This window comes from Streptomyces fuscichromogenes, from assembly GCF_014645815.1.
Taxonomy (GTDB): domain Bacteria; phylum Actinomycetota; class Actinomycetes; order Streptomycetales; family Streptomycetaceae; genus Streptomyces; species Streptomyces fuscichromogenes.
Genome location: NZ_BMML01000016.1, coordinates 21812 through 47055, shown reverse-complemented (window position 1 = coordinate 47055; position 25244 = coordinate 21812). Strand labels below are relative to the sequence as shown.

Annotated in this window: 24 protein-coding genes; 10 read left to right on the top strand and 14 right to left on the bottom strand. The window is 71.8% G+C overall.

The window, feature by feature from the left end; all coding sequences use genetic code 11:
- Positions 1-304 precede the first annotated feature (304 nt).
- Complete coding sequence (locus IEZ11_RS30625; RefSeq protein WP_189266169.1) at positions 305-1213, top strand: M56 family metallopeptidase; 909 nt, start codon at positions 305-307, stop codon at positions 1211-1213.
- Positions 1214-1571: 358 nt separating this feature from the next.
- Positions 1572-2123: a hypothetical protein gene (locus IEZ11_RS30620; protein ID WP_189266168.1), complete on the top strand. Its 552-nt coding sequence runs from the start codon at positions 1572-1574 to the stop codon at positions 2121-2123.
- A gap of 96 nt (positions 2124-2219) precedes the next feature.
- Here the strand turns inward: IEZ11_RS30620 and IEZ11_RS52270 are convergent, their stop codons facing one another.
- The gene (locus IEZ11_RS52270) at positions 2220-2801 is read right to left on the bottom strand and encodes a hypothetical protein (protein WP_308426507.1); all 582 of its coding nucleotides are present in this window, start codon (positions 2799-2801) and stop codon (positions 2220-2222) included.
- On the opposite strand from IEZ11_RS52270, the gene IEZ11_RS52265 reads away from it, so the two are divergent.
- Positions 2683-2988, top strand: a complete 306-nt coding sequence (locus IEZ11_RS52265) for a multicopper oxidase domain-containing protein (protein WP_308426505.1) — start codon at positions 2683-2685, stop codon at positions 2986-2988. The genes IEZ11_RS52270 and IEZ11_RS52265 overlap by 119 nt on opposite strands.
- On the opposite strand, the gene IEZ11_RS30610 is transcribed toward IEZ11_RS52265, so the two are convergent.
- A complete protein-coding gene (locus IEZ11_RS30610) occupies positions 2870-3241 on the bottom strand; it encodes a BlaI/MecI/CopY family transcriptional regulator (protein ID WP_189266167.1) in 372 nt (123 codons plus the stop codon). The two genes, IEZ11_RS52265 and IEZ11_RS30610, sit on opposite strands and share 119 nt — an antisense overlap.
- A gap of 377 nt (positions 3242-3618) precedes the next feature.
- Here IEZ11_RS30610 and IEZ11_RS30605 point away from each other — a divergent pair, with 377 nt between their 5' ends.
- Positions 3619-3801 (top strand): hypothetical protein, encoded by a 183-nt coding sequence (locus IEZ11_RS30605; RefSeq protein ID WP_229713451.1) that lies wholly within the window; start codon positions 3619-3621, stop codon positions 3799-3801.
- A 102-nt stretch (positions 3802-3903) separates the two neighbouring features.
- On the opposite strand, the gene IEZ11_RS30600 is transcribed toward IEZ11_RS30605, so the two are convergent.
- From IEZ11_RS30600 to IEZ11_RS30590, 3 genes are read right to left on the bottom strand one after another with little or no spacing between them, the layout of a single operon-like run.
- Positions 3904-6039 (bottom strand): serine/threonine-protein kinase, encoded by a 2136-nt coding sequence (locus IEZ11_RS30600; protein WP_189266166.1) that lies wholly within the window; start codon positions 6037-6039, stop codon positions 3904-3906.
- Between the two features lie 7 nt (positions 6040-6046).
- A complete protein-coding gene (locus IEZ11_RS30595) occupies positions 6047-8002 on the bottom strand; it encodes a caspase family protein (RefSeq protein WP_189266165.1) in 1956 nt (651 codons plus the stop codon).
- A complete protein-coding gene (locus IEZ11_RS30590; RefSeq protein ID WP_189266164.1) occupies positions 7999-8406 on the bottom strand; it encodes an effector-associated constant component EACC1 in 408 nt (135 codons plus the stop codon). Before IEZ11_RS30590 ends, IEZ11_RS30595 begins: the two co-directional genes overlap by 4 nt.
- Before the next feature lie 187 nt (positions 8407-8593).
- Here IEZ11_RS30590 and IEZ11_RS30585 point away from each other — a divergent pair, with 187 nt between their 5' ends.
- Together IEZ11_RS30585 and IEZ11_RS30580 are read left to right on the top strand one after the other, a co-directional pair.
- Entirely contained in the window at positions 8594-9073 is a 480-nt protein-coding gene (locus IEZ11_RS30585) for a hypothetical protein (protein ID WP_189266163.1), read from the top strand.
- A gap of 339 nt (positions 9074-9412) precedes the next feature.
- Positions 9413-9796: an antibiotic biosynthesis monooxygenase family protein gene (locus tag IEZ11_RS30580; protein ID WP_189266162.1), complete on the top strand. Its 384-nt coding sequence runs from the start codon at positions 9413-9415 to the stop codon at positions 9794-9796.
- 27 nt (positions 9797-9823) lie between these two features.
- Here IEZ11_RS30580 and IEZ11_RS30575 read toward each other — a convergent pair whose 3' ends face one another.
- The 4 genes from IEZ11_RS30575 to IEZ11_RS30560 form a co-directional block, all read right to left on the bottom strand.
- On the bottom strand, positions 9824-11554 hold the full coding sequence (locus tag IEZ11_RS30575; RefSeq protein WP_189266161.1) for an L-aspartate oxidase: 1731 nt from the start codon (positions 11552-11554) through the stop codon (positions 9824-9826).
- A gap of 121 nt (positions 11555-11675) precedes the next feature.
- Positions 11676-11852: a hypothetical protein gene (locus IEZ11_RS30570; protein ID WP_189266160.1), complete on the bottom strand. Its 177-nt coding sequence runs from the start codon at positions 11850-11852 to the stop codon at positions 11676-11678.
- Complete coding sequence (locus tag IEZ11_RS30565) at positions 11849-12283, bottom strand: hypothetical protein (protein WP_189266159.1); 435 nt, start codon at positions 12281-12283, stop codon at positions 11849-11851. The genes IEZ11_RS30570 and IEZ11_RS30565 overlap by 4 nt, the downstream gene beginning before the upstream one ends.
- Before the next feature lie 35 nt (positions 12284-12318).
- Positions 12319-14730, bottom strand: coding sequence for a SpoIIE family protein phosphatase (locus tag IEZ11_RS30560; RefSeq protein ID WP_268239934.1), 2412 nt, complete (start codon positions 14728-14730; stop codon positions 12319-12321).
- A gap of 205 nt (positions 14731-14935) precedes the next feature.
- Here IEZ11_RS30560 and IEZ11_RS30555 point away from each other — a divergent pair, with 205 nt between their 5' ends.
- Entirely contained in the window at positions 14936-17464 is a 2529-nt protein-coding gene (locus IEZ11_RS30555; RefSeq protein ID WP_189266158.1) for a SpoIIE family protein phosphatase, read from the top strand.
- 131 nt (positions 17465-17595) lie between these two features.
- Here IEZ11_RS30555 and IEZ11_RS30550 read toward each other — a convergent pair whose 3' ends face one another.
- On the bottom strand, positions 17596-18594 hold the full coding sequence (locus IEZ11_RS30550; RefSeq protein ID WP_189266157.1) for a LacI family DNA-binding transcriptional regulator: 999 nt from the start codon (positions 18592-18594) through the stop codon (positions 17596-17598).
- Positions 18595-18880: 286 nt separating this feature from the next.
- Here IEZ11_RS30550 and IEZ11_RS30545 point away from each other — a divergent pair, with 286 nt between their 5' ends.
- The 3 genes from IEZ11_RS30545 to IEZ11_RS30535 all read left to right on the top strand — a co-directional run bounded on the left by IEZ11_RS30545 (position 18881) and on the right by IEZ11_RS30535 (position 22722).
- Positions 18881-20845 (top strand): carbohydrate-binding protein, encoded by a 1965-nt coding sequence (locus IEZ11_RS30545; RefSeq protein WP_229713450.1) that lies wholly within the window; start codon positions 18881-18883, stop codon positions 20843-20845.
- Positions 20846-20974: 129 nt separating this feature from the next.
- The gene (locus tag IEZ11_RS30540; RefSeq protein ID WP_189266156.1) at positions 20975-21730 is read left to right on the top strand and encodes a cupin domain-containing protein; all 756 of its coding nucleotides are present in this window, start codon (positions 20975-20977) and stop codon (positions 21728-21730) included.
- A gap of 95 nt (positions 21731-21825) precedes the next feature.
- Positions 21826-22722, top strand: coding sequence for an SCO6745 family protein (locus tag IEZ11_RS30535; protein WP_229713449.1), 897 nt, complete (start codon positions 21826-21828; stop codon positions 22720-22722).
- A 30-nt stretch (positions 22723-22752) separates the two neighbouring features.
- On the opposite strand, the gene IEZ11_RS30530 is transcribed toward IEZ11_RS30535, so the two are convergent.
- From IEZ11_RS30530 to IEZ11_RS30515, 4 genes are all read right to left on the bottom strand, one after another.
- Positions 22753-23118, bottom strand: coding sequence for an ArsR/SmtB family transcription factor (locus IEZ11_RS30530; RefSeq protein WP_189266155.1), 366 nt, complete (start codon positions 23116-23118; stop codon positions 22753-22755).
- Between the two features lie 200 nt (positions 23119-23318).
- Entirely contained in the window at positions 23319-23693 is a 375-nt protein-coding gene (locus IEZ11_RS30525) for a roadblock/LC7 domain-containing protein (RefSeq protein WP_189266154.1), read from the bottom strand.
- 207 nt (positions 23694-23900) lie between these two features.
- Entirely contained in the window at positions 23901-24602 is a 702-nt protein-coding gene (locus IEZ11_RS30520; RefSeq protein ID WP_189266153.1) for a response regulator, read from the bottom strand.
- Between the two features lie 174 nt (positions 24603-24776).
- Positions 24777-25241: a cyclic nucleotide-binding domain-containing protein gene (locus tag IEZ11_RS30515; protein WP_189266152.1), complete on the bottom strand. Its 465-nt coding sequence runs from the start codon at positions 25239-25241 to the stop codon at positions 24777-24779.
- Positions 25242-25244 lie beyond the last annotated feature (3 nt).

Genomic DNA, 25244 nt, shown 5'->3' with positions numbered 1-25244 from the left:
CTGGGCACTGAGCACGTGATCACCCGGCTGCTTTCCGGCTGGTGCCGGTCATGGAGTACGACTCCGACGTGCCCCGGTTCTCGGCGCTCTGGTACCTGCCGGTCGTCAGCGCGGGCGTGCCCCTTGCCGTGGTGGTGATCCGCCGTTTCGATCCGCGGACGACACTCCCAGGTCTCCAAACGTGCTGATGGAAGCAGCAGTTGACGGCGGTGGGCGCTCTGGCCTGTTTCGTGGAGCAGATGAGTGCAGAGGAAGTGGACGCGCTACGCTCGGCGCTCCGAGCCGTGAAGAGGCGGAGCAGCGCATGATCACAGCAGTGGGGCTGGCCGGATACGCGGTCCTGGTGGGCGTCGTGGCGCCTTCCCTGCTGGCCCGCGCCCGGTGGGCGTACCGGGCACCGGCCGCCGCCGTGCTGGCGTGGCAGGGCCTCATGGTCACGTTCGTCGTCGCCACCGCTCTCGCCGTGTACCACCTGGTGATCACCGAGCAGCATGTGCACGACGGACTGGTCGGATTGCTCACCGTGTGCGGAGTGGCCGCCGACGCCCCGCCCGGCCACGCGCCGTCCGCCTTCGGGGACGCGCTGGTGATCGCCGCTCCGATCGCGGTCGTCCTGCTACCGGTCGGCTGGCTGCTCCGCTGCACATGGCGGGCTCGACGTGCTCGCGGCCGTCAGCTGGACATGCTCACCCTCGTCGGCGAACCTGCGCCGGAGTACGGCGCCACGATCGTCGAGTACGACGCCCCGGCCGTCTACTGCCTGTCGGGACCCGGCTCCCACATCGTCGTCACCCGTGGCGCGCTGGACGCCCTGACCGAGGAGCAGTTGCTGGCCGTGCTGGAGCACGAGCGTGCCCACATCACGGGCAGGCACCACGTGCTGAAGATCTTCGTCGACGCGTTCTCGCGTGCCTTCCGCGGTCTTCCGCTCGCCCGGCAGGGCAAGGAGCAGACGAACCTGCTGCTGGAGATGATCGCGGACGACCGCGCCCTGCGGATGTACTCCCGGGAGGCGCTGGCCACCGCGATGTGCGAGGTCGCGTCCGGGAGGGCGCCGCAAGCGGCTCTGGGGGCGGGCGGGTCGGGAGCCCTCATCCGGTTGCGGCGCGTGCTCACCCCGCAGCCCCGGCCGCACCGCGCGGCGTGGCTGGGCATCGTGGCGGCGAGTGTCGCGGCTCCGCTGCTTCCGCTGCTGGTGGCCTGCGGGCCCTGACCCCTGCGGGACCCGCACCAACCCCCTACGGTTACGCGTTTCCGCACAGCACAAGCCCCTCACGCCCGGAGCGTGGTCCGCCCTTCTGCTGCACGCCAACGCTAACTTCCTTAGCTGAATAGTGGTGTTGTGGGCGCCGGATCCAGCCCTGGCACCGGACGACATCCAGCAGCTTCCGGCCGGGCCGCTCCACGCTCCTCCCCGGCGCAATCTGTCAAATCCCACGGCGTCCCACCGTGCGCCCGGGGGTCCGGGTAAAGGCTTCGCCATGTGCCACCTGTGCGACTGAACGGCCGCCTGAGACCGAACGTACTAAGTTCGTCAGTAGAAACAGAAGACATCACAAGGGAGAACCCCCGTGTCCCGGCACCGCATCGCTCTCGCCATGGCCTCCGGCATCGCCTCCGTGCTGTTGCTCGCCGCATGCAGCAGCGGCTCGTCCACCGACAGCAACTCCACCGGCGCCGCTGCGTCTGCGGCCGGCGCTCCGGCCGGCACCACGGCTCCGGCGGACAGTGGCACATCCACCGCCGCCGCTGCCGGTGGCACGCACATGGTCAGCACCAACATGCTGATGGTGAAGCAGATGTCCGGCATGGGCTCGGTGGTGACCGACGCGCAGGGCTGGACGCTCTACCGCTACGACAAGGATCAGGCGTCCCCCTCCATGTCGATGTGTACCGACAGCTGTGCGCAGACCTGGATGCCGGTCATGGCGGACGGCAGCGTCCAGGGGATGGGGCTGCAGGCCGAGGTCGGCACCGTGACTCGCTCCGACGGCATGAAGCAGGTCACCATCGCGGGCTGGCCGCTGTACCGGTACATGGGTGACACCAAGGCCGGTGAGATGAACGGCCAGGGCAAGAACGGCACGTGGCACGCTGTCACGCCGGCGGGCAAGACGGCCTGAGCGTCGTCGGGCAGTGGCGTGTCCGGTATGCCCGGCAGGTGGTCGGTGCAGTGCCGCCACGCCGGTACGCGTCACCGCCTCCGTGCCTCCTGGAGGTCATGGCGTTCTGCGGCCGGTGCCGTCCGGTGTCGTCGGCTCTCTGCTGATCAGGCGGCCCGGCGGGATCTGCGGGTGCGGAGCGACGGCGTCGGAGGGCTCGGGTATTGCGGGGGCGTGGGGCGTGACGGCCGGTTCCTGGCCCTGGTCGCAGCGGGAGTCGAAAGTCGGTGATGGGCGGCGCCTGCTCGGGCCCTGCCATGCGGCACCGCCCGTCCGGGGAGGTGGGCACGGCGGGACTCGCACCACCACCCGCGGCCGTCCACGTCGGCCGATCGCGTACCCCGACGGCGCGCTCGCCGCGTGCGGCAGCGGCTCCGGCAGCTCCAACAGCACTTCCTCGCTGGTCAGCCCCGACAGCAAGGTGGTCGTCGCCACGGACAGGAAGCGCAGCAGTACGGGCAAAGTGCAGAACGTGACCCTGACCGCCGTGTCGGCCATGCTCGACCTCGGCGCCGGGGTGATGGCCAAGAGCTGGGCCTTGAGCGGCCGCACCCCTGGAAAGGAGATCCGGCCGGCCGTCGGCGACACGCTCGCCGCCGAACTGTCCGACCAGCTGCCCGACAAGACCACGACGTCCATCCACTGGCACGGCATCGCCCTGCGCGCCGGCACGGACGGCGTGCCCCCTGTCAGGCGCGGAGACCGGGTCAGGTGTCCGCGCGCTTTCCCGTCTCGCGCAGGGCCTTGCGCAGTGCGGAGAGTTCGGCGGGTGACATCTGGCCGACGAAGTGCGCGAGCGCCACAGGCCGGTCCGCGCTGGCACTGAGAGCATCCTCCATGAGGGCCGCGGAGTACTCCTCCCGGGTACGGACCGGCTCGTACAGCCAGGCGCGGCCGTCTTTCTGCTCGCGTAGCAGCCAGCCCTTGGAGTGGAGGATGTTGGCCACGGTCATCACCGTGGTGTAGGCGATGGGCCGGGTCCGGTTGATGTCGTCGACGACTTCACGCACGGTCGCCGGGCGCCTCCACCGCCACAGGCGGTCCATGATTTCCGCCTCCAGATCACCCAGCCGTCGCATGACCGATTCTCCCTTCGCCCTGTCCATCGCCATCCTAGGGCGGGGCGGGCGGCCGAGGACCGCCAGGACGGCCGCACTCCGGAGCACCCGCACCGTCCATGGCCGTCCGGCCCTCGGGTGATCACCGGCGAAGCCGCAGGCGCTCGAAGTCGTGCCCGATCAGCGGGCCGTCCGTCGTGCGGAGAAGGCGCATCCGGGTCCGGGCCCTGCACAAAGGGCCGGGCGCCGGGTCATCTCTGCCTGAGGCGCTGCGAGATGCCAGGACGGTGCGCTGGGGGCAACAACTGCCGGCCGTCACAGGGGCCTGTGGATCGTGCGGTGCGTCCTTCCACCGAGGTGACGGCGGAAGAGGGCTTGGGTACCCCCTGGTTGAGGGGATGCTGCCGTCGGCTCTCCCCTGGGGCCTCACCGGCACTCCGGTGAGCGCCGCCGTGCAGACCCGCGAAGACGCCCGGGCCGTCCAGGCCGCCGTCACGCGGAACATGACGGAGTTCCTCGGCGTCGGCCCCGTGACAGCGCCGATGACCGCGACCCTCTACACGGCGCGGCACCGGGTATGACCCTCCCGGTCCGGGGGCGTGCCTCCCGCACCGGCATGGGCCCGGACCGAGTGGGGGTACGGCGATGGCGGGCGTGGTGCGGTGGCGCTGCCGTGGGCCACGTCAGCCGCGGCCGGTTCGCCGGTTCACGGCGTAGACACCGTGGTCGTAGCTGCCGAAGAACACGAGGTCGCGGTGGACGGCGGGGGAGGAGTCGACCACCTTCAGCGTGCGGAAGCGCCAGCGGAGTGTGCCGCTGGTCAGGTCGAGGGCGTCGAGATAGTGGCCACCGCTGCCGATGAACACGGTGTCCCCGGCGATCGCCGGTGAGGACTCGACCCCGCCGAACTCCGGATCGCCTTCTGTGAGGTGCGACCACCGCACCCTGCCGCTCGTGGCGTCGACGCCGTACACCTTCGAGTCCGTCGTGCCGACCACCGCGATGCCGCGGTGCACGGCCACCCGGGATCTCCCGTCGCCGTACGTGCCCCCCGACATCAGCGTCCTGTGGCGGACCTGACCGGTGGCCAGGTCGAAGGCGAACATGTCCCCGATGCTCGTCCCGAGCCACACCAGGCCGTCCGCGGCGACCGGGGCTGCGGCGGTCCCGCTCCCGGCGTCCTGGCTCCAGCGGACCTGGCCGGTGGCGGACTCCAGACAGTACGCGGAACCACCGATGCCGACCAGAAGCACATCACCGCAGACCGTGGCCCCACGTGAGAATCCTTCTTCCGCGTGCCTGCGGTACCGGACCTTGCGGGTGTCCAGGTCGACAGCGACCAGTTCGTCGCTCTCGTACGTCGTGACATACGCCTGACGGGCGTCGGCGGTCACCTCGCCGTTCCCGATGCCGGGGACGGACCAGGCGAAGTCGCCGTTCCTGGCGTCGATGGCGTACAGCTTGCCGTCCATGCAGGCCAGGACCAGTCCCCGGGCCGTGGCCGGCCGGTCCCCGGCATCGTGCGCGGGTCCCCGTCTCCAGCGTCTCGCTCCGGTGGACATGTCGACGGCGTGCAGTGAGCGGTTCCAGTCGACGAACAGGACGACACCTGCGTCCGCGGCCACTTGCAGCGGGCCGTAGACCGACGAGCCGGCGTCGTACCGCCATCGGGCGTGGTCCGGTCGCGGCCCCCGCAGCACACCGCGGACACCGAGGGCCGCTCCGCCGGCCGCCAGAGCCACCCCACCGCCGGCGGCCAGCAGCTGACGACGGGTGAGGCGGCGGAGGGGATTGGCAGGTCGCTGCGGAACATCCTCCTCGGCCGCCGCTTCGCCGGTTCTCGCTTCGGGCTTCGTGTCAGGCCGCACCGTGGGCCCGGTCCTGTGTGTGGTGCCGACCGCCCCGGCCGGTGGAGCAGGGTGCGCCCTGGCCGGTCGCCAGGCCGCTTCGCTCTCCCGGTCCAGCACCTCGGCCGCTTCGCACAGCATCCCCAGTGCCACAGCAGCCGGCAGCCACTCCCGGAAGGTGTCCTGGTCCCGCACATCCGCGAGTCCGGCTCCGGCGTCGGCGGCCGACGGGCGGCGCGCGGGATCCCTGTCCAGGCACGACTCGACGCCCTGCCGCAGACCTTCCGGCACCGCGTCCAGGTCCGGATCGGCGTGGACGACGCGATAGAGCACGACCTGTGCCGACCCCTCTCCGTACGGGCTCGCACCGGCCACGGCGTAGCAGAGCAGGGCCCCGAGGGCGAAGATGTCGGCCGCGGGGCCCATGTGGCCGTTCTCTATGTGTTCGGGCGCCATGAATCCGGTCCACTCGTCGGTGGAGCGCGATGTGCCGCTCAGGGAGCTGCCGAGGTCGAGGATCCGCGGGCCGTCGGCTGCGAGCAGCACATTGGCGGGGGTGAGAGCGCCGTGCGTGATACCCGCCCCGTGCACCGCATCGAGGCCCTCGGCCAAGCCCGCACCCAGTGCCCGCACCGAATGCGCCGGCAGCGGCCCGAAACGCCGTACCACCTCGGCCAGAGTCAGTCCGGGCGTGTAGGCGGTCGCCACCCAGGGCGGCTCACCGAAGGCGTCGGACTGCAGGACCGCGGCGAGGAACCGGTGCTCCACACCGCTCGCTGCCCCGGTGCCGGAAGCCAGACGGCGCCGGACGGTCTCACTGCCGAGCGTCTCAGGGCGGGGTACCTTGACCACGACGGCTCTGCCGCGGTGCGAACGGGCAAGGTAGACCCGGGCCGGGCCGCCGCCGTCCAGCCGGCCCACGGTCCGGAAGGGCCCGATCTCCGCGGGATCACCCGGCCCCAGCGGTCTCATGCCCGGCTCACCCGGATTCCTCCGGTTTCGAGATGTCGGTGGCGTACCAGAAGGTGCTGATGGCCTGGTCGTAGGCGGCCTTGTCGTCACGGACGTCGATGTACGCCACACAGCCGCAGCGCTCATGCGTCCATACGATGCGGCCGGAGTGGCCGTCGTACTTCTCGATCCAGTAGGTGTAGCCCTTGTCGGTTCCCTCGTAGGCGATGACGCGGTCGCGATCCTTGTCGGACCGCACCCACCCGAGCGCGTCCTTGGGGCTGCTCAGGTCCAGGAACTCCACATCGACCGCGGCCGTCTCCCAGGCTCGCAGCGTGCAGGTGGTCTCCTCGCAGCCGCTGCTGAAGCCGAACCAGCCGAGGGCCATGGCCCGCATCGCCGGGTCGGTGAAGGCGAAGTCCGGTCGGCCCACGTAGTCCCGTACCGCCAGGGTCATGGCCAGCGGTACGCAGACGACCACCGCTGTCCACCGCGCGAGGTGGTGCAGCCATGGTCGTGCACGGCCTTGCGCGGCCCCGTGTGGGGAGCGGCCCAGTACCGGCATGCGCGGCAGGATCCAGTGGGCCGCGACGGCGCCCAGCGCGAAGCCGACGACCGCGGCGGCCCACACCCAGGAGACCCGGCCGATGGCCGCGGATCCCTTGAGCGAGGTGAAGGTCATCGCGTCGCCGACGGTCCAGCCGCTGCCCACGTACTGACCGAAGGCGTAGGCGAGATAGGCGCACGGGTACAGGACCGCGGCGACCGCCGCCACCACGGACACCGTCCTGCGCCACGCGCGGCGTTCGCCGGCCGGCTGCCGGAGCGCCACCGCCGTGATGATCGCCGCGGGCACCAGCAGGAGGGCGGTGTTGTCCCCGTAGAAGTCGAGCCCGTCGAACATCGCCCGGGAGGCGGCGAGCATCAGCAGCAGCGGTGGAATCCACCAGAAGGCTCCCAGGACGCGCGCCAGCAGCGACGCCGCGAGGAACAGGCCCGCCCCCGCTCCCACCATGGAGAAGGCGATCTCGTTGAAGGCCGGCCCCAGGCTGCCGACGGCCTGCAACTCGCTGACGCCCTCGGCCACCGTCCACTGGGCACGATAGGCCAGCTCGTCGCCCAGTGCCTGGAAGCCCAGCGCCCCGAAGCAGACGAGGAGCAGCAGGAGGACGGCCAGTCCCCACCTGCCGGTGGCGCGCAGCCAGCGCGGCGCCTGCGACGACTCCTGCGGCCGGGGAACTCCCACGTCGTGCCGGGCGGGCAGCGGCTCCACCGGGGTACGGGCCAGTACCGCGCTGCCGGTGGCCGCCTGACGTACCGTCGGCAGGGCCTCGCCCTCGGCCGACATGGTGGCGAACACGTACTCGTACAGGTCGGTGAAGGTGATCGCCTCGGCATAGGGGCGCCCGGCTCCCCCGAGCAGCCCGGTCACGACGTGCTCGGTGAAGCGGCTCATCGCGGTGACGGTCAGGGCATCGCCGGCGGCCTCCCGGGGGCCACAGGCGGTCAGCACGAAGCGGCCGCGGCCGGCCAGCGGGCGGGTGTCGGGGGCGGCCTTCGCCGCCCCGCTGAGGCAGCAGTCCAAGACGATGACGGTGGCCGCGGCGGGGGACGTCCGCAGGATCGCGTCCAGTTCGGGGAAACCGACCGCTGTGGACGGACTGGCGGAGGACGTGTCCCGCCCGCAGAGCACCAGCGTCCCGGTCCCGGGCGGACCCGGCAGGCCATGACCGCTGTAGTAGATGAGCTGAACGTCGTTCTGTCCGGCCTTCTGGCACAGGATGCGCACGGCGTCGAGGATCTGCGCGCTGTCGCGTTCGAGCAGGACCTCGACGTCCTCGACGTCGAAGACGCCCACTTCGGCATCGCAGAGCGCGGTGGCGAGCCGCAGCACGTCGTTCGGCGGGCCCTTGAGATCGGTCAGGGCCGGATCGTTCGGAAAGTGGGCGTTACCGATCAGGAGGGCGCGATGGCGCCCTCTCATACAGCGGGTCCGTCCTCGTCGGTGGCGCGGCCACCCGGCTCGCGCAGCAGACGAGCGAGTTCCCGTTCCGGGACCCGGGAGGCGGTCAGGACCACGGAGTACGTCTCACCGTCCACCGTGCGGCTCACCTCGATGCGCCGGGAGTCGTCACGCGCCAGCCAGGCGCGCCAGCACTCGGCGGCGGACCTGGTCGCCTGCGCGGAGGTGAGCGCCATCACGAGGATTTCGAGCAGCCCCTTGGTACCAGGTGCTCCGCCGGCGACGTCGTGCTTCACCGGCACACCGGCGTCGCTCAGGGCCCGTATCAGTTCACGCTCCTGTTCCAGCCAGGAGTCGTCCTGCGCGTTGAAGCGGTCGCTGCCCATCACCAGGCGCAACTCGACCGCCGGAGAGATCTGTTCCACCCGGCCCCCCTAGGTCCCAACCCGGTTTCAGGCTAGCAAGGTTCGCGAGAGTACGCCCGGTTTCAGCCAGTCGGGGCGGTCTGCGGCCAAGATCCGAAAGTGTCCGTGGCGCCCGAGCGGTGCGGCCGGGTGGACGGGCCTCGGGGTGCGGGAACCGGGCGACCGCGGCCGCCTATAGGCTGCGGGCGTGAACTACAGCGAACTGGAGGCGGACGTCCTCAGGTTGGTCGTCGAAGCCACCGAGGACGGCGTCCGTGCCTTCGGGGAGGAGACGGTCACCCGTCTGGTGCGGCCGGAGCTGCTGCGCGACGCGGCCGAGGACGAACTCACCGAGGACGCCCGGGCGGCACTCAACACCGCCTGCGCGAACGTCCTGACGATCAGCGCCGCCGAGCTGCACGACGCGCTCGCGACGGTCTACGACGGCATCCTGGTCGACGACGGCCTGGACGCCGGAGTCCTCACCGTCATCAGCGCGTTGGCGCACTGGCAGAGCTACCTGGAGCAGAACCGGCGCGGCGAGCTCTACGAACTCGCCATCCGTTCCGTCGAGGACGTCGACCAAGAAGTGTCCGCGGATCTCGACGACTTCCTCGCCACGCCGGAGATGGCCGCCGAGTACGAGCGCATCCGCCGACTGCTGGCCCCCGGCCCGACACCCGGCTGACCGTGGTCCGGGGTTCGGCCGCCGAGCCGGCCGAGGCGGTGGGCGAACCGGTCGACGCGGTACCGCGAACGGGCCCCCGGCGCACCAGCCCCCCTCCGGTGCGGTGAGGACATCGCCGGGGGCGGCGGCGAACAGGCCGGCGGTGTCGTCGGTGACCACGGAACGGCTGTCGCGCGCGAACTTCATGGCATGCACCTTCCCCCGACGATTTTGGTCCGATATGTAGCCTGTGTCGCTCCATGTCGTCGAACCAGGACACCGGGCCGCCCGCCGGAACCCGCCTTCCGGGGCCGCTCCTTGACCCCTGACACCCCTGCGCCGCTGCCCTACAGTGGCGCCATGAGTGATCACGCCGAAGCGCCTGTCGCGCCCGTCGAGGCCTATGAACCCCCTTACTACGTGGCTGTGTTCACCGCGGTGCGCACCCAGGACCAGAGCGGCTACGGCGAGACCGCCGCGCGCATGGAGGAGCTGGTGAAGGAGGTCCCCGGGTTCCTGGGCATGGACCAGGCCCACACCCCCGGTGGCCTGTCCATCACCGTCGGGTACTTCCGCGACGCCGACGCCCTCGCGCGCTGGCGACGCGAGGACGAGCACCGTGCGGCGCAGCAGCGCGGGCGGGCCGAGTGGTACCGGAGCTACACGCTGCACGTGGCGAAGGTCGAACGGAGCCACGGGTTCACACAGGCCGAGGTCCCGCGGAGCGCCACGACAGCGGACTGAAGCGATCCGCCCGGGTGCGGACCGGCGTCATTCGGCGAGTTTTCCGTCGGTCGAGACCTCCTCCATCAGCGAGGTGATCTCGTCGGGGATCGCCGGGATGCTCTCGCGGGTGACACCGGACGCCGGGGACCACACGAGATTGACCTGGAGGGCCGGGTCGAGCCCGGGGTGGTCGCTGCGGTTGTGGCAGCCGCGGGTCTCGCGGCGTTCCAGTGCCGCTTCGAGGGTGGCGCGGGCGGCCAGCGCGGCGGACTTGAGGTCGAAGGCGTGGGCGAGATCCTGGAAGCCGGCGATGTCCGGGTGCACACCGACGTCCTGCATCCTCTTCTCGATCGACGCGAGCTCCGTGAGCCCGGCCCGCAGGCCTTGTTCGTCGCGGACGACTCCGGCGTGCTCGGTCATGGTGTTGCGGATGGCGCGTTGCAGGGCGCGGACGTTCTCCGGGCCGTCGGCCGCGAGGAGTTCGTCGATCTCCGCGCGGGCGGCCGCGACCGCCGTCGCCGAGCGCGGCTGCGCGGTCAGCGACTCCGAGTAGGCGGCGGCCGCCTGGCCGGTGATGCGGCCGAAGACCAGAAGTTCTATGAGGCTGTTCCCGCCCAGTCGGTTGGCGCCGTGCAGGCCGCTGGACGCCTCGCCGATGGCGTACAGGCCGCGTACGTCGGTGCTGTGGTCCTCGGGGCGAACCCACACCCCACCCATCGAGTAGTGCGCGGTGGGCGCGATCTCGATGGGGTCGCGGGTGATGTCCAGCATCTGCAGGTCCAGCAGGCTCTGGTAGACGCGGGGGAGTCGCGTCATGATCGTCTGCCGGGGCAGGTGCGAGACGTCGAGCCATACCCCGCCCTTCGGGGTGCCGCGGTCTTCCTTGATCTCCGTGTAGGCGGCCAGGGCCACGCGGTCGCGGGTGGACAGCTCCATGCGGACGGGGTCGTAGCGGTTCATGAACCGCTCGCCGAGGGCGTTGCGCAGGATGCCGCCCTCACCGCGTGCGGCCTCGCTGACGAGGGTGCCGGCCGCGTTCTCGGGCTCGATGATCCCGGAAGGGTGGAACTGGACCAGTTCGGGGTCGCGCAGGCGCGCCCCGGCCTCCACGGCCAGGCGGAACGAGTCGCCCGTGTTCTCGTCGCGCCGCGAGGAGGTCCGCCGCCAGATGCGGGTGTGGCCGCCCGCGGCGAGGATGACGGAGTCGGCGTGGATCAGGTACCGGGTGCCGTGGGTGAGGTCGAAGCCGTAGGCGCCGAAGACGGCACCGTCGTGGACCAGGAGCCGGGTGATGTAGACGCCGTCGAGCACGGGGATGCCGAGTTGTTCCGTGCGCCTGATGAGCGTGCGCTGGATCTCCAGGCCGGTGTAGTCGCCCGCGAAGGCGGTCCGCCGGAACTTGTGCGCGCCGAAGAACCGCTGGGAGATCCGGCCGTCCTCCTCCCGGGCGAAGGCCATGCCGTAGCGCTCCAGGTCCTCGATGCCCCGGGCGGCGCCCTGGGTGACGATCTCCACGGTGCGCGGGTCGGCGAGCAGGTAGCTCTCCTTGAGGGTGTCGGCCGCGTGCTGCTGCCAGCTGTCCTCGGGATCCATGGTGGCCAGCGCCGCGTTGATGCCGCCGGCGGCCAGTGCCGTATGGGCGTCGTCCTTGGGGCGCTTGCCGACCGCGAGGACGTCGACACCGGCCTCGGCCAGTTCGATCGACGCCCGCAGCCCGGCTCCTCCGGTGCCGATCACCAGCACCGTCGTGGAAAGACGTCGTTCAGCAGGAGACATGGTTCACTCCGATCGCGGGGGTTCTCATTCACTACGACCGGAGCGTCCCGGGATCTGTGACAGCCGGTCGCGACACGGGCGGCCGGCTCTCCGTGCGGGCCGCGCCCGACACAGGCCAGGCCTACGGTGTGCGTGGACGTCCTTTCTGGCCGGGGCGGCGGGCGTCAGCACATCGCCAGGCCGCCGTCGACCGCGGCGGTGTGCCGGTCAGGAACGCGTTGCCCTCGTCTGCTTGGCAGGCGACCGCCAGGGCGACATCGGCCGGGTGCGCCAGGCGGCCCAGGGGAGTGGCGGTCATGGGCCCACCTCCCTCTGGTCCCTCTCGTCCCTCTCGTCCTCCTCGTCTCCTCGTCCTCCTCGCGTCCACGCGTCCACGCGTTGCTCCACGTACCGGCGCAGCGCCGCGTCGCCCCGGCCGGTCGCGAGTTGCACCGCGCCGATCCGGCCGAACTCGGAGCCCGCCGTGATCAGGAAGCGCGGTATCCGGATGCCGAACGGCCGGCCTTCCGCGTCCTCGGCGGCGGCCGTCGGCGTGCGCTCCGCCGCCGCGAACCGCCGGTCCAGCAGCGTGGTCAGCGGGATGCGCCTGTCCGGGACGTGCCGCTGGATCGTCTTCTTCCTCATCCCGGGCTCGCGCGCGAGGTCGTCCATGCTGACCCGGGCGAGGCGCGCCGCGAGGAGCAGCCGTCCGGCCGCCTCCACGATCGGGTCGGTGCGCGGCCCCGTCACCTGGGCCGACGGCTGTGGAAACGAAAGAAACGAGATCAGTTTCTATGGTTTTCATGCTGGTTCTCCGGCCACGCGCCGTCAAGGTGTGCCCCCGGGGCGGGATGCCCGGCGGGGGTGAGGCCGATGAGCAGCAGGGCGATGTCGTCCGTCCGGGGAGCGGTCCGCCGGGCGTGCTCGATCAGGGTCGCGGCGATTCCGTCCATGGACTGGAACCGGGCCTCGGTGAGTGCCACGGCGAGTGCCGCCATGGCGTCGTCCAGGTCGACTCCGGGGGTCTCGACGAGTCCGTCGGTGTACAGCGCGAGGACGGTGCCGGGTGGCAGCGGGATCTCGGTGGCGGGATAGTCCGTGTCGGGGTCGATGCCGAGCAGCACTCCGGGCGGCAGGTCAAGGACCTCCGTCTGTCCGTCCGGGTGCCGCAGGATCGGTGGGGGATGCCCGGCCGTGGCCAGCACGGCCCGGTGGCGGGCGAGGTCGAGACGGGCGTGGAGGCAGCTGACGAAGCGGCCCGGATCGAGGGCGACCAGTTGCCGGTTGGCCTGTGCGAGCGCCTGCGCCGGCATGGCCCCGGAGGCGGCGTGGGAGCGGAGTGCGGGACGGATCCGGCCCATGAGCGCGGCGGCGGTGACGTTGTGGCCCTGGACGTCGCCGATGAACGCGGTCGCGGTGGTGTCGTCGACGCGGACCAGGTCGTAGAAGTCGCCGCCGATGTCCAGGCCGCGGGCGGCGGGCAGATAGCGGGCCGCCACGTCCAGTCCGGGCAGGTCGGGCAGCGAGTCGGGGAGCAGGGCGGTCTGCAGGGTCTGCGCGAGTTCCTTGCTGGCGTCGTACAGACGGGCCCGTTCGAGGGCCTGCGCGACGAGTCCCGCGAGTGCGGTGAAGACGACCCGTTCCTGTTCGGGGAAGGGGTGGGGGCGGTCGAAGGCGAACACGCACGAGCCCACCGGGCGGCCTGAGGCGATCAGCGGCAGGAAGACCCAGGCGTGCAGGCCCGGCTGGCGAGGGGCGGGCGGATAGGCGTGGGCGAGTTCCTCGAAGGTGGCGAAGAAGGCGGGCCGGCCGGTGGCGAGGACCCGGACCGCGGGAGCGGCGCAGGTCAGCGGCGCTCCGTCGAAGTGCTGGAGGAGCCAGGGGCGGTAGCCGTGCCGGCCGATGACCCGCATTCTGCCGTCCTCGGCCGCGAGCAGGGCGACCGTCCGGGCCCCGAAGGCGGGCAGGATCTCCTCGGTGACCAGATCGACCACGTCCCGCACGCCCACCGCCTCGGAGAGGGCGGCGGCGAGGTGCAGCACCTGGTAGACCTCGCCCAGTGGAATCGGTTCGCCCGGGAACATCTCCGTCCTGGCGGGCCCGGCCTGGGCGGCCCGGCCCGGACTGGTCGGCGAGATCCGGACACTCACCCCGGATCCGTCCGGGTAGAGCTCGAACGCGAGCCATCGGTCCGGCGGGCGCATGGCGGTGAAGTACGCGGGCCTGCGGCTGACCACGGCGCCGCGGTAGCAGTCCTCGAAGGCGGAGCCGGCGCACCAGGGCAGCGACTGCCAGGGACGGGTGCCGGTCAGCTCTTGGATGCCCCCGCCGAGCAGGACGGCGGCGGTCACGCTGACATAGGTGAACCGGCCCTCCAGATCGAGTGAGCAGGTGCCCTCCGGCAGTCGCTCGACGAGGTCCGTCGCGGCCAGTGCCTCGGCCGGATCCCGGCCGCGGGGCGGCGGTTGCGCCAGGGTGCGGGGTGCCGGGCTCGGTCGGACGGCGCGGTCGGCACCGGCGGCGTCGCGCAGGAACCGGCCCAGTCGCCGGCAGACGGCGGCCACCCGCTCAGGACTCGGCCCGGCGGCCCCGGCGGACGCGGTGGGCCTGGCGGTGTCGGCGGACGGGGTGGGCCCGGCGGCCCCGGTGGGCCCGGCAGTGTCGGTGGGCTTGGCGGACTTGGCCGTGTCGGCGGACCCGGCGGACCCGGCGGTATCGGACGTGTCGTACGTGTCGGCGGGTCTGGCCGTGTCGGCGGGGTGGGCGTGGTCGGAGCCGGGCCAGAAGAGCAGCAGGGTGCCCCAGGCCCTGGAGCCGGCGATGATCGGGGCGGCGGCCGCCGCGTAGTGGTACGGGTGGGCGATCGCCGTACGCGGATAGCGCCGGGCGAACTCCTGGGGGTCGCTCAGCCAGACCAGCCGCCGTTCGCGCAGGGCCTCGGCCACCGGGACCGGACTGGGCAGCGCCACCCGGAACCAGGGCGTCAGATACTCCGCCGGCAGCCCCGCGGTCGCCTCCAGCCGGAGCGTCCGTGCGTCGGAGGCCAGCAGGAAGAGCGCACCCGCGAGGACCCCGGTGTCGCGCACGGCGAGCCCCAGCAGCCGGTCCAGCTCCGCCCGGTGGATCGACCCGCTGGCGGGTGCGGACGGACGGGGCCCGACGGGCCGTGCCGCGCCGTCTTCCCGCGTGGCGCACATACCAGCACCGTACGTCCGCACCGGCCGCCCCCGCGCGGGAGGTCCGGCCGCGCGGGCCCTGCGCACGGACCCTCGGGTCGGGTTCCTTTGTCACGGATCGCCCCAGCATTCGGTCAATGGGGTTAAAAGGGGCAAAAAGCGATGAAGTCTCGCTCTCGCCGCAGGCGTTCGCCCCGCCGCCATCTATTCCGAGGACAACGGTTCGATGATCAGCACTGACGAAACACCCGCCGGCGAACCCCCGGACATCCGCGAGCCCTCGGAGTCGGCGATCGCGATGCTCGACCAGCAGGGGACGGTGGTCGGATGGACACAGGCCGCGGAACGGCTGGTCGGGTACGCCGCCCGTGACGTGGTGGGCCGGCCGGCCTCACTCGTCCTGCTGTCCTGCGAGGAGGCGCCGACGACATCGGAGTTCGTCGCGCGGTGCCGGGCCGAGAACGGCTGGTCGGGCACGACGACGGTGCGGCACCGGGACGGTCACGGGCTCCACGTGAGCCTGCGGGTCTCGATGCTGTGGGGACAGGGCGCGGCGGTCCGCTGGCTGGTGTCCGTGACCGACATCGGCAGGGCCTCCGGGGAGGCGACGCACGGCCTGGTGCGGGAGTCGCTGCTCGCCCGGGTGCCGATGGGCATCGTCGTGCGGGACCCGGAACTGCGGTGCACCTGGGTGAACGAGACGATGGAGAGCCACGACGGCATTTCCCGCGACCGGCGGCTCGGCCGTCGATTCACCGAGGCACTGCCGGGCGGCGAGGGCGATCCCCTCGAGTCGGCGATGCGAGAGGTCCTCCGGGGCGGGCCCAGCAAGGTCCAGGACCACCGGACGTGGCTGCCGTCGAGCCCGCACCGGGAGCACACGTTCGTGGCCTCGATCTTCCGCCTCCAGGACGCCGACGGCCGAGCGCTGGGCGTGTGCGTCATCAGCGTCGACCTCACCGAGAGCCGGCGCGCACGCGATCGGCTGGCCATCCTCACCGAGGGCAGCGCCCGCCTGGGCAGCAGCCTGGACGTGATGCGCACCAGCCAGGAACTGGCGGAACTGGCCGTGCCCCTGCTCGCCGACTACGTCGCCGTCGACCTGGAGCAGTCGGTCCCGTGCGGCGAGGGGGCCCCGCTCCAGGTGGGCCCGGCGTTCGGGCGCCCTCCCGTGTTCCGGCGGGCCGGGCTGGCCTCGATCCGGAACGGGATCCCGGAGTCCCCGTGGGGGCGCGGTGAGACGGTCCCCTGGCCGGCCGCCTCACCGCTCATGGAAGTCCTGCGCACCGGCAGGCCCCATCTGGAGCCGGTCCTGGACACCGCGCCGGGCACCTGGGTCGACCGCGACCCGGCACGGGCGCGGAAGATCCGCGAGAACGGCATGCACTCCGTGATGGTGATACCCATCCGTGCGCGGCGCGTCCTGCTCGGCATGGTGCTGTTCGTGCGCACCGCGGACCCGGGGCCGTTCCAGGAGGTCGACGTGCTGCTCGCGGAGGAACTCGTCGCCCGCGCCGCGCTGTCGCTGGACAACGCGCGCCAGTACCTCCGCCAGCACACCACGGCCCTCGCCCTCCAGCGCAACCTGCTCCCGCATCGTCTGAAGGGCGGCACGGCGGTCGAGACGGCCTCGCGCTATCTCCCCGCCGACATGGACCACGGCGTGGGAGGCGACTGGTTCGACGTGATCCCGCTGTCCGGCGCACGGGTGGCACTCGTCGTCGGCGATGTCGTCGGACACGGCATCGACGCCGCCGCGGCCATGGGCCGGCTGCGCACCGCCGTACGCACGCTCGCCGACATGGAGCTGCCCCCCGACGAACTGCTGGCCCACCTCGACGACACGGTCCAGCGACTGGCCGAGGCGGACGCCGACCCCCCGGACCAGTGCCCCGCGCCGCTCGGCGCCACCTGCGTGTACGCGGTCTACGATCCGGTCACCCGCCGCTGCGCCATGGCCTGCGCCGGACACCCGCCGCCCGCGGTCGTCGACCCGCAGGGCCGGGTCGCCTTCCCCGACCTGCCCACCGGAACCCCGCTGGGCGTCGGACTCGGGGTCCCCTTCGAGGCGGTGGAGCTGGAGCTGCCGGAGGGAAGCCTCCTCGCCCTGTACTCGGACGGTCTGATCGAGACCCGCGACCACGACATCGAGGAGGGCATGCACCGGCTGGGCTCCGCCCTGGCCCGGCCGAGCCGCTCCCTGGAAGACCTGTGCGACCGCGCGATGGAGACCTTCCAGGGGCAGGCGCCCCCCGACGACGCCACCCTGCTCCTCGTCCGGACCCACACCCTCAACCCCGCACAGGCGGCCTGCTGGACGCTGCCCGGCGACCAGACCGCCGCCCGCCGCGCCCGGCATCTGGCGGCCCGTCAGCTGGCCGAATGGGGTCTGGAGGGTCTGGAGGACCCGACGAAACTGATCGTCAGCGAACTGGTCACCAACGCCGTCCGCCACGGCAGCGGCCCGATCGGCCTGCGCCTGATCCGGCACCAGGTACTGACCTGCGAGGTGTTCGACACGAGCACCTGCTCGCCCCGCCTGCGCAGCGCGCGCACCAGCGACGAGAACGGCCGCGGTCTCTTCCTGATCGCCCAGCTGTCCCGCAGATGGGGCTGCCGCTCCGTACCGGGCGGCAAGGTGGTCTGGGCCGAGGAGGAGCTGGCCCCCGCCTCCGCACCGGCTCCCGTGGCGGTGTCCCCCGCGCCCGACGAGCCCCCCGTCCTCGCCTGCGCATCGCCGCCGACACCCCGATGACATGCCCACCCGCGCCCCGCCCGCGCCCCGGACGCGTTCCGCCCGCGCGCCCCGGACGGGCTCCGCCCGCGCCCCGCCCGCGCCCTCGCGGATCCCATCCCCGGTTCCGCCTTCGGATCCCGTCGGCCCGCTCACCCCTGCTTCGGTGGCGCCGTGCTCGCGCGGATCACCAGTTCGGGGTCGAAGAGGAGTTCCCCGACGGGCACGTCCCGGTTGCCGACCAGGGCGATGACGCTGCGGGCCACCTCCGAGGACAGGCGGTCGGCCGGTTGCCGGACCGTCGTCAGCGGGGGATCGACGAAGTCCATGATCATGGCACCGTCGTAGCCCACCACCGACACGTCGCCCGGGACGTCGTACCCCTGGCGGCGCGCGCCGCGGATCGCGCCCAGCGCCATGTAGTCGCTGGCGGCGACGACGGCCGTGGCGCCGCGGCCGAGCAGCGAGATCGCGGCGGACTGGCCGCCCTCCACGGTGTACGACTGCCGGACCACCCACTGCTCGGGGTCCTCGACCCCGCGCCGGGCGAGCGAGGAGACGAAGCCGCTGACCCGGCGGTCGGCCGGCCGGTTGCCGACCGGGCCGGACGCCATGCCGATCCGCCGGTGACCGAGCCGGTGGAGGTGGTCGACGGCGAGCTCGGCGGCGAGCAGGTCGTCGGTGGAGAACACCGGCGCCTCGCCCACGCCCTCGAACTGGCCGTTGACCCCGACGAACGGGATCCGCCGGGACCGCAGCAACTCGTACGCCTGCGGGTCGGCGCCCTCGATCGTGTTGCTGGCGGAGAGGAAGACGACGGCGGCGACACCCCGGTCGGCGAGGGACGTCAGGAAGTCCAACTCCTGTACCCCGCCGGGGAAGCAGGGGCACAGGATCGTCTTCAGGCCATGCGGGGCGAGGGTGGACTCGATCCGTTCGCAGACGTCGGCGAAGAACGGGTTGGACACCAACTCGGTGATGATCGCGACGAGTTGCCCCCGCGTCTGCCGCTCGTACCCCAGGTCGGCCATCGCCCGCTCGACCGCCTCGCGGGTCTTGCGCGACACGCCCTGGCGTCGGTTGACGACACGGCTGACCGTGGCCTCGCTCACCCGCGCCCGGACCGCGACCTCGGTGATGCCGACCTTCATGCGGTTTCCCTCCGTCACCCGTGGGCCAGCCGTCGATGATACGTGCCCGCTCGTCACGGACGGTCATGCCCGACGGACGCGGGACGCGGCTGGAAGCCAGCAAGCGCTCCAGCCTACTTGCAAGAATCTATGGAAAACTTTCAGATCGGTCGACTGCAAAAAGTGGCAGATTCACTGCGGGTCTTGCATGTTTCTTCCGCATGACCGTTGAACCGCCTCAGCGGCCCCTGTTAGCTTGCCGCCACTCGGCCGCCCCACCCGACGGCACCGAAGACCGGGAGTCCCGATGAAGCGCTCAAGACTCGTGCTGCTCACCGCTGTGGCCCTCCTCGTGTCGACGGCCCCGGCGCTGTCGGCCTCGGCGGCACCGGAAGCCGGTGCCCAGCCCCAACTCGCCATCAGCGACCCGGGCTTCGAGAACGGCGGGCTGGGCTGGACCTTCGGCCCGGGAACCGGCGTCGGCACCGGCAACCGCCACGGCGGCACCCGCTTCCTCTACCTCGACGCCGGCGCGGGCAGGACCGCCGAGCAGGCCGTCACCGCGCCCCGCGACGGCAGCTACGACTTCTCCGCGTGGATCGGCAGTGCCGGTACCGGCGGCACGTACACGATCCGGCGCAACGGCGAGACCGTCGGCACGATCACGCTGCCGCAGCACGCCGGCTACGCCCGGTACACCATCAGCGACGTCCGGCTGAAGGCCGGCGACCTGCTGGAGATCGTCTTCGGCTCGGGCAGCTCCTGGGTCAACGCCGACGACCTGATGATCTCGCCGGCCGCGTCCGCCCGCCCCGAGGTCACCTCCTCGGATCCCGAGGTCGCCCAGATGTTCGCCTGGGCCACGCGGAAGGCCAACAGCTGGGTGCAGCTGCCCGGCACGACCGGCCCGGTCAACGTCGACGAGCACCAGACCGGCGGCACCGGCACGGCGTCGTACGCGCCCACCTACTGGGCCGGATACGCCAACCGCAGCGCCTACTACTCGCGGGACATGACCCACCAGCTCGCCGGTGCCCACCTCATCGGCCTCGACACCGAGAACGAGACGATGCTCCGCTCGTACGCGGCGTCGGCCACCGCCGAGCACGGGTACTTCCCCGTCTGGTCCCTCAACTTCGACGCCAGGACGTACCTGAGCATCGACTACCGGAGCCCGGACGACTTCGTGCGCGAGGTGCCCGCCGTCTTCGAACTCGTCGAGAAGGCGGCCCAGGCCTACCTCTGGACCGGCGACCGCAGATACGTCGACGACCCGGTGCTCTGGAACTTCTACCGGCACGCCACCGGGCAGTTCATCGACCTGCACAACTCCGCCAAGGACAACGGCAAGGTCAAGGTGGCCGAAGGCACCGGCCAGGGCATCTTCTCCGGCGCCGCCAGCTACGACGAGCAGGACGGCGACGACCTCGCCGAGGCCGGGGACACCATCGCCGCCGAGTACCAGGCGTACCTGGCCATGGCCGTGCTCGCCCGCGGCAAGGGTGACACCGGGCTGGCCAGGACATACGACCGGCGGGCCGCCGAACTGAAGACGTACTTCAACGACGACTGGAGCGGCACCGGGAGCGGCGCCGACATGGTGCGCGCCTACACGGTCTCCGGCACCCCGGTCACCGGCTGGGGCAAGGAGAACAGCGTCTTCATGCCGATGAAGCAGATCATCGATCCCGGACCGCGCAACGACGCCTACCTCGACTACATCCAGGCGCAGGAGCTGGGCCCGCAGGGCTCGCCCAACATCGAGTCGACGACGTACCTGCCCGACATGTTCTTCGACAACAACCGCGCCGACACCGCCTGGTGGTGGATGAAGAAGATCTACGGCGAGCGGGACACCCAGCACGTCAACGCCGCCCAGGGTCCGGACGGCGACTACCCCGAGGTGTCGTTCACCCTGGTCGGCCAGACCGTCCAGGGACTGATGGGCATCGCTCCGGACGCGGCCGACCACACGGTGACCACCCAGTCCCGGCTGCCCTCGGGCATGAAGTGGCTCCAGGCGGCGGACGTGCCGATCGGCAAGGACACCGTCACCGTCCGGCACGACGGCGCGACGAGGACCACGCTGACGAACAACGCCCGTCACCGTGCCTACCGCTGGGAGGCCCGCTTCCCCGGCGTCCACAGGAGGATCACGGTCGACGGGGTGCGGCAGCACGTGCGCACCAAGACGGTGAACGGCGTGACGTACACGTACGCGACACCGACCGTACGGGCGGGGGCGACGGTGGTCGTACAGGTGAGCGACTGACCTGCCGCGCGGGGGGTTGTCCTGACATTCCCGCGGATCTAGGGTCCCTCCGAGAGCAAGCGCTTTCAGCATCGCTTTTCACCATCGCTTTCGTCATGTCTTGGTCCTCGGCGCTCCCAGGAGAACCGCATGTCCCCCCGACCGACGCTTCCGCACCCGCTGCCCGGCGCCATCGGCCTGTCCCACCTCAGCGCCTACGACTGGGAGGCCGCCGACGGTGTCTGCGGCGGCAGCCCGCATCTGCACCTGGTGTGCACGGAGGCGTACGTCGTCACCGGCGGCCGGGGTGCCGTGCAGACCCTGAGCCCGGACGGCTACCGGGACATCCCGCTGGAGCCCGGATCCGTCGCCTGGTTCACCCCGGGCACCGTGCACCGCATGGTGCAGGGCGGCGACCTGCGCATCACCGTGCTGATGCAGAACAGCGGACTGCCCGAGGCCGGGGACGCCGTCTTCACCTTCCCGCCCGACGTCCTCGCCGACCCCGAACGGTACGCGGCCGTGGCGACGCTGCCGCCCGGTACGGGAGCCGAGGCGGAGCAGGCCGCCCGCAGGCGCCGGGACCTCGCCGTCGCGGGCTACCTCGGTCTGCGCGAGGCGCTGGTCGCCGGGGACGGCGGCCCGTACGCCGAGTTCCAGCGGGCCGCCGCCCGGCTGGTGCGCGATCGGGTGCCCCGCTGGCGCGAGCTGTGGCGGGCCGGTGCGCTGGCCGCCGCCGAGCGCACCGGCGCCCAGCTGGACGCGCTGCTGGCCGGCGAACCGTCGTACCTCGGCGAGGCGACCGCGCACCAGACCGCGCCGACCCGGTTCGGCGGCTTCGGGATGTGCGGCCGCCGCGACGAGTACAACCTGCCGGGGACGACGCTCCCGTACGGAGGCGAGTGACACCGGGGCCCGCCGGTGCGGAACGCCCGTTGCCCGCAGGGCGCGAAGTGCCCCCCCGCGCGACACGGTGACCGGCCGAGGCGTACAAGGGTGTCATGTCAGAACCAGCATCGATGCCGCGCCCGGGGGACGTCGCCCGGGACCTGTGGCGGCTGCTCGAACCGATCCACGCCGTCGTCTACTTCGCCCCGGAGCCGTTGGCGGAGTTCAGGGAGGTGGGCTACCGCGGTTTCTGGATGGGCTACTTCGCCGGCCGGGCCGCTCCCCTGGGCAGTACCGGAGCCGAGGTCGTGCACGCGCTGTTCTACAACTTCGGCTACGCGCGGGTGAGCCGCGCCCTGCCGGCGGCCTGGAGCTTCGCCCCGCCGGAGGAGGCCCTCGAAGCGCGCGTACGAGGGTCGGTGCGGGCGCTCCGGCGGGCACTCGGCCCCGCGGCCGAGGGCGCGGCGGTGGCCAGGGCGGCGGAGCTCGCCACGCGTGCCGCCCGGTCGGCTCCCCTCGAAGGCCGGGCCCTCTTCGCGGCCAACCGCTCCCTGCCCGTGCCCCAGGAGCCCCTCGCCCGGCTGTGGCAGGCCGCGACCCTTCTTCGTGAACACCGCGGCGACGGTCATGTGGCGGCTCTGGTCGCCGCCGGGATCACGGGCCGCGACTCACACGTGCTGCACGCGACCGCGAGCGGGATCCCGCGTGATGTCTACGGGCCGGCACGCGACTTCGACGAGGCGGAGTGGACATCGAGACACGACGCCCTCGAACGGCGCGGGCTCCTGGAGGGCAACCGGCTGTCCCGGAGCGGGCATCGGCTCAAGGCCGAGATCGAGGAGCGGACCGACCGGCTGGCGGCCACCGCCTACGACGTGCTGACCACCGACGAGACCGAGGAACTCGTCCGGCTCCTGCGCCCGCTGACGCACGCCGTGGTGCGCGCGGGCGACATTCCGCTGGACAACCCCATGGGGCTCGACCTGCGCGCGTCGTCGCACCGGCCCTGAACCGACTCGCCCGGCGGTCCAGGGCGCCGGTCAGCCGCGGTTGTTGGCGGACAGGGGCGTGGCGGAGGCGTCGGCCTGGCGCAGTTCGGCGAGAAGCACGTTCTGCCCGTTGAGCAGCTCGGTGAGGATACGGCGGGCCGCGCGCAGGAGGTCGGCGACATCGCCGCCGGCCAGTGCGTAGCTGACGGTGGAACCCTCTCGGATGGACACCACGATGCCGGACCGGCGCAGGACGGCCAACTGCTGCGAAAGGCTGGACGGCTCGATCTCGATGTCGGCGAGCAGGTCCCGTACCGGGACCGGCCCGTGCTGGAGCAGTTCCAGGACCCTGATCCGTACGGGGTGCCCGAGCATGCGGAAGAAGTCCGCCTTGGCCTGGTAGAGGGGGACTTGCATGACCGCTCGCTCTCTGCCGGTCGGGTCGGGAGGGGGTGTCGGGGTGCGGCGGCGCCGTGCGACGCCGCCGCATCGGCCTGTCACAGCCGATCCTTGCCGTCCGGGGCAGTGGGCAGGCATGAATTGGAATCATGCTGATGTGGTGACTTGAAGAAGTTTTCACATCGTGGGCGCACGAAACCCCGGACTCCGGATCCTCCTCAGACCTCCAGCTGTTCCTCGACCCGCTTCAACTGGTGACGGGCCATGGCGAGATTCGAGCGCTCCTTGTCCAGGACCAGATAGAGGAACAGCCCGTTCCCGTTGCGGCCGGTGATCAGACGGATGAGGTGGTACTGCCTTTCGAGGGTGATGAGGATGTCCTCGATCCGGGTCTTGAGGCCCAGTTGTTCCATGGTGCGCACCTTGGCCCGGATGACGTCCGTGTTCCCGGCCGCGGCGATCGTCAGATCGAGGTCCTTGCCCCCGCCCAGCGTTCCCAGCGCCATGCCGCTGGTGTAGTCGACGACCGCGGCTCCCAGGGCCCCCTCGACCGAGGTCATCATTTCCTTCATCGACACTTCCACGCTCGCCATGACGGCGCCTCCCCTTCGGGTGTCGGTTGCGACGGGGACGCTTCTCGGCGTCCACGTCCATCTGCACGGACCGTAGGCCGACGGGAGCGGTACCGGGGCGGCGTCTCCGGGTCTGACGCATGATGGTCGAAGAGCCGCACAATTGGTTCGTTTGAGCGACGGAAATTGGTGCGAGAGTGGGTGAAGTTCAAGCACCGGCCCCGGGGCCTACTTCGCCGGAGAGCCCCCGGACTCCGGCTGTTCCAGGTGGGAGGCGAGGACCGCGGCCTGGACGCGGCGCTGGACGCCCAGCTTGGCCAGCAGGCGGGAGATGTGGTTCTTGACGGTCTTCTCGGAGAGGTACAGCTTCCCGCCGATCTCGCGGTTGGTCAGCCCGTCGCCGATGAGGGCGAGGATGTCCCGCTCGCGGGGCGACAGGCTCGCCAGCTCCGGCGGCACGGACGGGGTCTGAGCGGGGTCGGCGCGCAGGGAGCGCATGAGGCGGGCCGTGGTCGCGGGGTCCAGCATCGACTGGCCCGAGGCGACCGTACGGACCGCCGAGACCAGGTCCGAGCCCTTGATCTGCTTGAGCACATAGCCGGACGCCCCGGCCATGATCGCGTCCAGCAGGGCGTCCTCGTCGTCGAACGACGTCAGCATGAGGCAGGCCAGGTCGGGCATCTGGTCGCGCAGCTCCCGGCAGACCGTGATCCCGTCGCCGTCCGGGAGGCGGACGTCGAGGACGGCGACGTGCGGGCGCAGCGCGGGGCCGCGGGCGAGGGCGTGCCCGACGGTGCCCGCGTCGCCGACGACCGAGATGTCGGGCTCCGCGTCGAGCAGGTCGGTCAGGCCGCGCCGGACGACCTCGTGGTCGTCGAGCAGGAACACGCGGATCGGGTCCTGGGCCGAGAAGGTGCGTGGCTCTGGCATGACGTCCCCTTGTCGCCGGCTGTCCCCGGACGGAAGGCAGACTGCGGGCTGCCCATGAGGATCATCGCCCGCCGGGGCCGGTCGTACTAGGGCCGACCGGCCCCTGTTGCCCCGGCCCCACGTCCCCGGCCCTGTTCGCCCAGGTCGCCCAGGTCGCCGGCGCCCGGGACGGCGTCAGACGCTCGCGCCGGCGCCGTACGGGGCGTACAGGTCCAGAAGCCGTTTGCGGGAGGCGCGCAGGCGGTGCGCGAGCACCTGGCCCACCCACCGGCCGACCGCGTTGCCCAGCTCCGGGTCCTGTCGGCACAGGTCCAGCACGGTCGCGGAGTCGAACTCGTAGGCGCGTACCGGCGTGGTGGCCTCGGCGCCCAGGTGCCACACGGGGGGTGCGAACAGCCACGACCAGCCGACCAGTTCGTTGTGCCCGAGGCTCTCGATGACGGCGGCCCGGCGGCCCGGGACGTGCATGTCGAGTTCGACGCGGCCGGTGCGGATGATCCAGAACCGGTCGGCGTGACCGCCTTCCTCGAAGAGCCGGGTCCCCTGCGGGAAGGAGACCTCCCGGGCATGGCGCATCAGCTGCCGCTGCTGCCCGGCGGGCAGGGCGCGCAGCATGCTGGGGGTCGACGGGGCGTTCATGAC